The sequence below is a fragment of the Streptomyces sp. NPDC056600 genome (assembly GCF_042792855.1).
Taxonomy (GTDB): Bacteria; Actinomycetota; Actinomycetes; order Streptomycetales; family Streptomycetaceae; genus Streptomyces.
In genome coordinates, this window is the sequence record NZ_JBHTVQ010000044.1 from 41242 (window position 1) to 48782 (window position 7541).

Annotated in this window: 8 protein-coding genes; 1 reads left to right on the forward strand and 7 read right to left on the reverse strand. The window is 73.2% G+C overall.

Annotation, left to right across the window (positions count from 1 at the left end):
* Positions 1-61: 61 nt before the first annotated feature.
* From ACFRAV_RS21560 to ACFRAV_RS21580, 5 genes are all read right to left on the reverse strand, one after another.
* A complete protein-coding gene (locus tag ACFRAV_RS21560; protein ID WP_382557889.1) occupies positions 62-1336 on the reverse strand; it encodes a beta-ketoacyl-[acyl-carrier-protein] synthase family protein in 1275 nt (424 codons plus the stop codon).
* Between the two features lie 142 nt (positions 1337-1478).
* A complete protein-coding gene (locus tag ACFRAV_RS21565; RefSeq protein ID WP_382557890.1) occupies positions 1479-1727 on the reverse strand; it encodes an acyl carrier protein in 249 nt (82 codons plus the stop codon).
* Positions 1728-1816: 89 nt separating this feature from the next.
* Complete coding sequence (locus ACFRAV_RS21570) at positions 1817-2848, reverse strand: ketoacyl-ACP synthase III (protein ID WP_382557891.1); 1032 nt, start codon at positions 2846-2848, stop codon at positions 1817-1819.
* 24 nt (positions 2849-2872) lie between these two features.
* Complete coding sequence (locus ACFRAV_RS21575; RefSeq protein ID WP_382557892.1) at positions 2873-3784, reverse strand: ACP S-malonyltransferase; 912 nt, start codon at positions 3782-3784, stop codon at positions 2873-2875.
* Positions 3785-3873: 89 nt separating this feature from the next.
* Positions 3874-5091, reverse strand: coding sequence for a PucR family transcriptional regulator (locus ACFRAV_RS21580; RefSeq protein ID WP_382557893.1), 1218 nt, complete (start codon positions 5089-5091; stop codon positions 3874-3876).
* Positions 5092-5237: 146 nt separating this feature from the next.
* On the opposite strand from ACFRAV_RS21580, the gene ACFRAV_RS21585 reads away from it, so the two are divergent.
* Positions 5238-5912 carry a pirin family protein gene (locus tag ACFRAV_RS21585; RefSeq protein WP_382557912.1) on the forward strand — a complete coding sequence of 225 codons (675 nt, stop codon included), beginning with the start codon at positions 5238-5240 and terminating at the stop codon, positions 5910-5912.
* A gap of 4 nt (positions 5913-5916) precedes the next feature.
* Here the strand turns inward: ACFRAV_RS21585 and ACFRAV_RS21590 are convergent, their stop codons facing one another.
* Both ACFRAV_RS21590 and ACFRAV_RS21595 read right to left on the reverse strand, forming a co-directional pair.
* A complete protein-coding gene (locus ACFRAV_RS21590; RefSeq protein ID WP_382557894.1) occupies positions 5917-6729 on the reverse strand; it encodes a serine hydrolase domain-containing protein in 813 nt (270 codons plus the stop codon).
* 19 nt (positions 6730-6748) lie between these two features.
* A complete protein-coding gene (locus tag ACFRAV_RS21595; RefSeq protein ID WP_382557895.1) occupies positions 6749-7237 on the reverse strand; it encodes a GNAT family N-acetyltransferase in 489 nt (162 codons plus the stop codon).
* Between the last annotated feature and the right edge of the window lie 304 nt (positions 7238-7541).

Below are 7541 nucleotides of genomic sequence, written 5' to 3' on the forward strand. Positions count from 1 at the left end.
CCACGCACGGAACGCGAGAGGGCCCCCGCCGGAGCGGGGGCCCTCAGCCGTGCGGGCGGTGTCAGACCGTCCGGAAGGCCAGCACCACGTTGTGGCCGCCGAAGCCGAACGAGTCGTTCAGCGCGGCGATCCGGCCGTCGACCGGCAGCTTGCGCGCCTCGTCGCGGACCACGTCGGCGAGTCCCGCGGCCGCCGGGTCCAGCTCCTTGATGTTGATCGTGGGCGGCGCCACCCGGTTGTACAGCGCCAGCACCGTGGCGACCGACTCGACGCCGCCGGCGCCGCCGAGCAGGTGACCCGTCATCGACTTGGTGCCGGAGACCGCGATGTGGTCCGTGTCGTCGCCGAACACCGCGCGCAGGCCCTTGAGCTCCGCGATGTCGCCCGCGGGCGTCGAGGTGGCGTGCGCGTTGACGTGGACCAGCTCGGTCGGGTCCAGGTCGGTGGAGTCCAGCAGGTTGCGCAGCGCGGCCTGGATGCCGCGGCCCTCGGGCTCCGGCTGCACGATGTCGTGGCTGTCGGCGGAGATGCCCTGGCCGACCGCCTCCGCGTACACGCGGGCGCCGCGCGCGGCGGCGTGCTCGGCGGACTCCAGGATCAGGACGCCGGCGCCCTCGCCCATCACGAAGCCGTCGCGGTCCGTGTCGTAGGGACGCGAGGCGCCCTCGGGGTCGTCGTTGTTCTTCGACATCGCCATCATGTTGGCGAACGCGGCCATCGGCAGCGGGTGGATCGCCGCCTCGGTGCCGCCCGCGACGACCACGTCGGCGCGGCCGCTGCGGATCATCTCGATGGCGTAGCCGATGGCCTCGGCGCCCGAGGCACAGGCGGAGACCGGCGTGTGGACGCCCGCCCGGGCGTTCACGGCCAGGCCCACGTTGGCCGAGGGGCTGTTCGGCATCAGCATGGGCACGGTGTGCGGGGAGACGCGGCGGACGCCCTTCTCCTTCAGCACGTCGTACTGGCCCAGCAGGGTGGTCACGCCGCCGATGCCGGAGGCGATGACGGCGCCCAGACGCTCGGGCTCGACGCCCGCGTCCTCCTCACCGGCCTTGGCGGTGAAACCGGCGTCGGCCCACGCCTCCTGGGCGGCGACCAGCGCGAACTGCGCCGAACGGTCCAGTCGGCGGGCCTGCGGACGGGGGATGACCTCGGTCGGCTCCACGGCGATCTGCGCGGCGATGCGGACGGGCTGTTCGGCGGCCCACTCCTGGGTGAGGGGGGTGACGCCGGAACGTCCGGCGACCAGGCCCTCCCAGGTCGAGGCTACGTCGCCACCCAGCGGTGTGGTTGCGCCGATACCGGTGACGACCACGGTGCGATTGGTCGGGCTCACGGGAACTCTTCTCCAACGAGGTACGAGGAATAACGGCGCCACCGCACTGTCACCGCGGCGGGTACCTGCGCCCGGGAGGCGAGGCACCCGCCGCGGCGACGCTGCCGGGTGGCGAGGGCCAAGCCCAGGTGCCGAGGGTCGCTCAGCTCTGGTGCTTGAGGATGTAGTCGGCGGCGTCGCCCACCGTCTTGAGCGTCTTGACGTCCTCGTCCGGGATCTTCACGTCGAAGCGCTCCTCGGCGGCGACGACGACCTCGACCATGGACAGGGAGTCGACGTCCAGGTCGTCGGTGAAGGACTTGTCCAGCTTGACGTCCTCGGTGGGGATGCCGGCGATCTCGTTCACGATCTCGGCGAGACCTTCGACGATCTCGTCCTGGGTGGCGGCCATGTCGGCGCTCCTTCGTAGATGTATTTCTGAGGGTGTGGCGCTCGATGTCCACATGTCCGTGCCGGAACGCATCGTCCCGGACGGAACGGCTAGGGGAGGGTGACGACCGTCGCGGCGTAGGCCAGTCCGGCACCGAATCCGATGACCAGGGCCGTGTCGCCGCTCTTGGCCTCGCCCGTCTCCATCAGCCGGTCCATCGCCAGCGGGATGGAGGCGGCCGAGGTGTTGCCGGTGGTGCGGACGTCCCGCGCGACGGTGACCGTCTCGGGGAGCTTGAGGGTCTTGAACAGCGAGTCGATGATGCGCTCGTTGGCCTGGTGCGGGATGAACACGTCCAGCTCGTCCGGGGCGATGCCCGCCGCGTCCAGCGCCTGCTGGGCGACCTTCGCCATCTCGAAGACGGCCCAGCGGAACACCGTCTGGCCCTCCTGGGTGATGGCGGGGAACTTCACCCGGCCGGCCTCGTCCAGCGGCAGCTCGTCGAGGTCCCCGACGCGGTAGCGGTTCCAGGAGACCGTCTGCTTGATGACGCCGGACTTGTCGCCCTCGGAACCCCAGACCGTCGGGCCGATGCCGGGCTCGTCGGACGGGCCGACCACCACGGCGCCCGCGCCGTCGCCGAACAGGAAGGCCGTCGCGCGGTCCTCCAGGTCCGTCAGGTCCGACAGGCGCTCCACGCCGATCACGACCACGTACTCGGCGGATCCCTCGACGACCATGCCCTTGGCGAGGGTCAGCGCGTAACCGAAGCCCGCGCAGCCGGCCGAGATGTCGAAGGCGGCGGCCTTGTCCGTGCCCAGCTTCGCGGCGATCTCGGTGGCGACGGCCGGGGTCTGCTCGAAGTGCGAGACCGTCGAGACCACGACCGCGCCCACCTGCTCGGCGCCGATCCCGGCGGCGGCCAGCGCCTTGCCGGCCGCCTCCAGGGACATCGCGGAGACGGTCTCCTCGTCGTTCGCCCAGTGCCGGGTCTGGATGCCGGAGCGCGACCGGATCCACTCGTCGGAGGAGTCGATCGTCTCGAGGATCACCTCGTTGGGCACGACCCGCGCGGGGCGGTAGCCGCCCACGCCCAGGATCCGCGCGTACGGGGCGCCCTTGCTGGGCTTGATCTTCGACATGTTCGGTCGGCTCCTTCTGGGGCGTCAGGCGTGGTCGGCGATGAGCGCGCGAGCCGCGTCGAGGTCGTCGGGGGTCTTCAGGGCGAGCGTCTTGACGCCCGGCAGGGCGCGCTTGGCGATGCCCGTGAGGGTGCCGCCGGGGCAGACCTCGATCAGCGCGGTCACGCCGAGCTTCTGGAACGTCTCCATGCACAGGTCCCAGCGGACCGGGTTGGCGACCTGGCCGACCAGCCGCTGCAGCACCTCGGCGCCGGAGGAGACCGCCGCGCCGTCCTTGTTGGAGACGTAGGCGACCCGCGGGTCGGCCGGGGTGAGCGCCTCGGCGGCCGCGGCGAGCTTGTCGACCGCGGGGGCCATGTGGTGCGTGTGGAACGCGCCGGCCACCTTCAGCGGCACCACGCGGCGCACGCCCTCGGGCTTGTCCTCGACCAGCGCCTCGATCTGCGCGGCGGTGCCCGCCGCCACGATCTGGCCCGCGCCGTTCATGTTCGCCGGGGTCAGGCCCAGCTTCTCCAGGTGTGCGACGGTCATGTCGGGGTCGCCGCCGAGCAGCGCGGCCATCCCCGTCTCGGTCACGGCGGCGGCCTCGGCCATCGCCAGACCGCGGGTACGCACCAGCGACAGGGCGGCGGAGTCCTCCAGCACGCCGGCGAACGCGGCGGCGGTGATCTCGCCGACGCTGTGACCGGCGACCGCGCCGGGCGTCACGTCGCCGAGCGCGGACGCGGACAGCAGTCCGGCCGCGACCAGCAGCGGCTGCGCCACCGCGGTGTCACGGATCGCGTCGGCGTCGGCCTCGGTCCCGTGGTGGACGAGGTCGAGGCCGATCGCGTCCGACCACGCGGCGAGGCGGTCGGCGGCGCCGGGGAGTTCGAGCCAGGGAGTCAGGAAGCCAGGCGTCTGGGCGCCCTGGCCGGGAGCGACGAGTACGAGCACTTTCACACTCTCTCTCGGAGACGGCGGCCCCCGCCCGTGGGGACAGGGACGAAGAACGGCAAGGCTAGTTGTAGGACCTGGACAAACGCTCAGGCGAGGTGATCACCCTCGGTGAGGCGCCCGAGGACCAGGGCCACCCGCAGGGCGAACGCGGAGCGGACGTCGGAGGGTGACCACCCGGTGACATCGGTCACACGTCGGAGCCGGTAGCGCACGGTGTTGGGGTGGACGAACAGCATGCGGGCCGCGCCCTCCAGGCTGCTCGCCTGCTCCAGGTAGACGCTGAGCGTCTCCAGCAACGCCGATCCGGCCTCCTCCAGCGGTCTGTAGATCTCCTCCACCAGTTGCTCGCGCGCCATCGGGTCCCCGGCGATCGCGCGCTCCGGCAGCAGGTCGTCCGCCAGCACCGGGCGAGGGGCGTCCGGCCAGGCCGAGCACGCCTTGAGCCCGGCGGTCGCCGCCTGCGCGGAACGGGTCGCCGCCAGCAGGTCGGGCACCACGGGGCCGGCCACCACCGGACCGGCGGCGAACGGCCCGATCAGCGACTTCGCCACGTGCATCGGGTTGTCGCTGCCGCCGGCGATCACCACCAGGCGGTGGCCCAGCACGCCGGTCAGCACCTGAAGCTTGGTGTGCCGCGCGGCGCGGCGGATCGCCTCCACGGTCAGCTCGCTGTCGCCCTCGGGGGCGGTGCCCAGCACCACGCACACGTGCTCCGGCGAGTTCCAGCCCAGCGCCGCGGCCCGGCTCACCGCGCCCTCGTCGGCCTCACCGGAGAGCACCGCGTTGACCACCAGCGACTCCAGGCGGGCGTCCCAGGCGCCGCGCGCCTCGGCGGCCTGGGCGTACACCTGGGCGGTGGCGAAGGCGATCTCCCGCGCGTAGACCAGCAGCGCCTCGCGCAGCACCGACTCGTCGCCCGGAGCGGCGACCTCGTCGATCGCCGACTCCATCACCTCGATGGTGGTGCGCACCATCTCCACGGTCTGCCGCAGCGTGATGGCGCGGGTCAGCTCGCGGGGGGCCGTGCCGAAGACGTCGGTCGAGATCGCCTGCGTCGGGGTCTGCGGGCGGCGGAACCACTCGGTGAACGCGGCGATGCCCGCCTGCGCGACCAGGCCGATCCAGGACCGGTTCTCCGGAGGCATCGCCCGGTACCAGGGCAGCGTCTCGTCCATCCGCGCGATCGCCTGCGCGGCGAGGCTGCCGGACGACCGCTCCAGCCGTTTCAGCGTGGCGGAGTAGCGGTGCGGGGCGGGCGGGCCGGACGCGGACGGGGCGGCTTCGGAAGGATCTGGTGCGGGCACGCCCCCAAGGGTGCCCCATGCCGGTGGGCTCGCGACGCGCCGGGTGGCAGCGGTACGTGTGCGGACCGTCACACCGGGCTGGCCCCGTGCTCCGGCGGGCCCCACGGTCCGCGCGGTACGGCGCCGGTAGCGTGGCCGGTGTGACCATCGACGTACGGCGGGCCGACGGCCGGCACCCGGGCGGTGACCCCGGCGCGGGGATCACCACCCGCCACGCCTTCTCCTTCGGCTCCCACTACGACCCGGACAACCTCGGCTTCGGCCCGCTGATCGCCGTCAACGAGGAACGGCTCGAGCCCGGCGCCGGGTTCGACGAGCATCCGCACCGGCACGTGGAGATCGTCACCTGGGTGCTGGAGGGGGAGCTCACCCACCGCGACTCCGCCGGACGCGAGCGGCGGGTGCGCCCCGGCGACCTGCAGCACCTGAGCGCGGCGGCGGGCGTCCGCCACGTCGAGCGCAACGACGGCCCGCGGCCGCTGCGGTTCCTGCAGATGTGGCTGACGCCCGTCGCGGCGGGCGGCGAGCCGGCGTACACGCTGGTCCGGGAGCTGGGGGCGGGGGCGTACGAACTCCCCGAGGCGGGAGCGGTGTTGCACATCCACCGCCTGGCCGCCGGCGACAACGTGGCCCTGCCTGAGGGCGGTTCGCTCTACCTCCACCTGGCGTCGGGCGAACTCGGCCTGGCTGAACGGACGTTGACCGCTGGCGACGCGGCCCGGGTGACGGAGGAGAAGGGGCTCGTGGCGGAGGCGGCCGAAGCGGCGGAGTTCCTGGTGTGGGAGTTCCCCGACCCGCCCCCGGCCGCACCGGCCACCTGATCCCCTAACGGGCCTCGGCCAGCACCGCGTCGGTGAACGGGGGCCAGGCGTCGATCGCCCACTGGGCGAAGGGACGGTCGGTGAGGGCGACGCAGGCGAGGCGGGCGTGGGGGTCGACCCACAGGAAGGTGCCGGACTGGCCGAAGTGGCCGAAGACCGCGGGGGAGGACGAGGAGCCGGTCCAGTGCGGGGACTTGCCGTCGCGGATCTCGAAGCCGAGGCCCCAGTCGTTGGGGTTCTGGTGCCCGTACCCGGGGAGCACCCCCTTGGTGCCGGGGAACTGCACGGTCATCGCCTCCAGCACCGTCCGCGGATCCAGCAGGCGCGGGGCCTGGACCTCGGCGGCGAAGCGGAGCAGGTCGGAGACGGTGGAGACGCCGTCCTTGGCGGGCGAGCCGTCCAGGGTGGTGGCGGTCATGCCCAGGGGCTCCAGCACGGCCTGGCGGGCGTACTCGGCGAAGGGCATCTCCGTCGCCTTCTCCAGGTGGCGGCCCAGCTCCTCGAAGCCGGCGTTGGAGTAGATCCGCCGCTCCCCGGGGGCGGCCATCACCTTGTGCTCGTCGAAGGCGAGACCGGAGGTGTGGGCGAGGAGGTGGCGGACGGTCGCCCCCTCGGGGCCGGCCGGCTCGTCCAGCTCGAGCGCGCCCTCCTCGTACGCCACCAGCACCGCGTACGCGGCCAGCGGCTTGGTGACCGAGGCCAGCGGGAACCGGTGGTCGACGGGACCGTGGACGCCGGCCACCGTGCCGTCCGCCCGCACCACGCCCGCCGCGGCGGTGGTCACGGGCCAGGACTCGATCATCGCCAAGCTGTTCATGTCGGAGAGCCTAGGCCGATCAGAACACCAGCCGCATCGAGGGGTACGGGTGGGGGACGAAACCGAGCGAGGTGTAGAGCGGTTCGCCGTCGGTCGACGCGGTGAGCCCGACCCGCCCGCAGCCCTGCTCGCGGAACCAGGAGAGCAGCAGTTCCACGCAGGCCCGGGAGCACCCACGGTGACGCGCGTCCGTATCGGTCGCCACGCTGAACACGTAGCCGTCGAGCCCGCCCGGGTTGTCCGGCCCTCCGATCCGGTAACCGATCTGCCCGACCGCCAGCGACGCCAGCGCCCCGGGCCTCTCGGGGTGGTCGACCACGAACGCGGCGAAGTCGCCGTCCTCGTCGGCGAGCCGGCGCCGCAGCGGCTCCAGCGCCCCGGCGTGCCACTCGGGCGTACCGCCGGGGTCCGTCGGCGTGCGTCCGGGGTGGACCGCGTCGAGCATGACCTGGCGCAGCCGCAGCACCTCACGGGCGTCCTCGGGCAGGGCGCGTCGGGCGAGGACCATGCCGCGACGATAGCGCCGCCGGTCCGTTCGTCCGCCGCTCCCCTCCGGCCGCGCACGAACGGACCGGCGTCCTCCGTATGTCCTGCGGAGGGCCTGACCCGCTGTGACCTTGGGCTGCCCATAGGGGTGGGCGTCCAATCCAGACTCACCCGAACAGGTGAAATATCCGCACCTGTGTGCGGAAGATCGGGTGGCGGGGGGGGGCGGGGTTGGACGCCGCCCCCCCCCCCACACCCGACCGCGGGGGGGCCCGGGGTCCGGTAAGGCCGCCCCCCCCGGGGGGGGGCGGGCCCCCAGGGCCCCC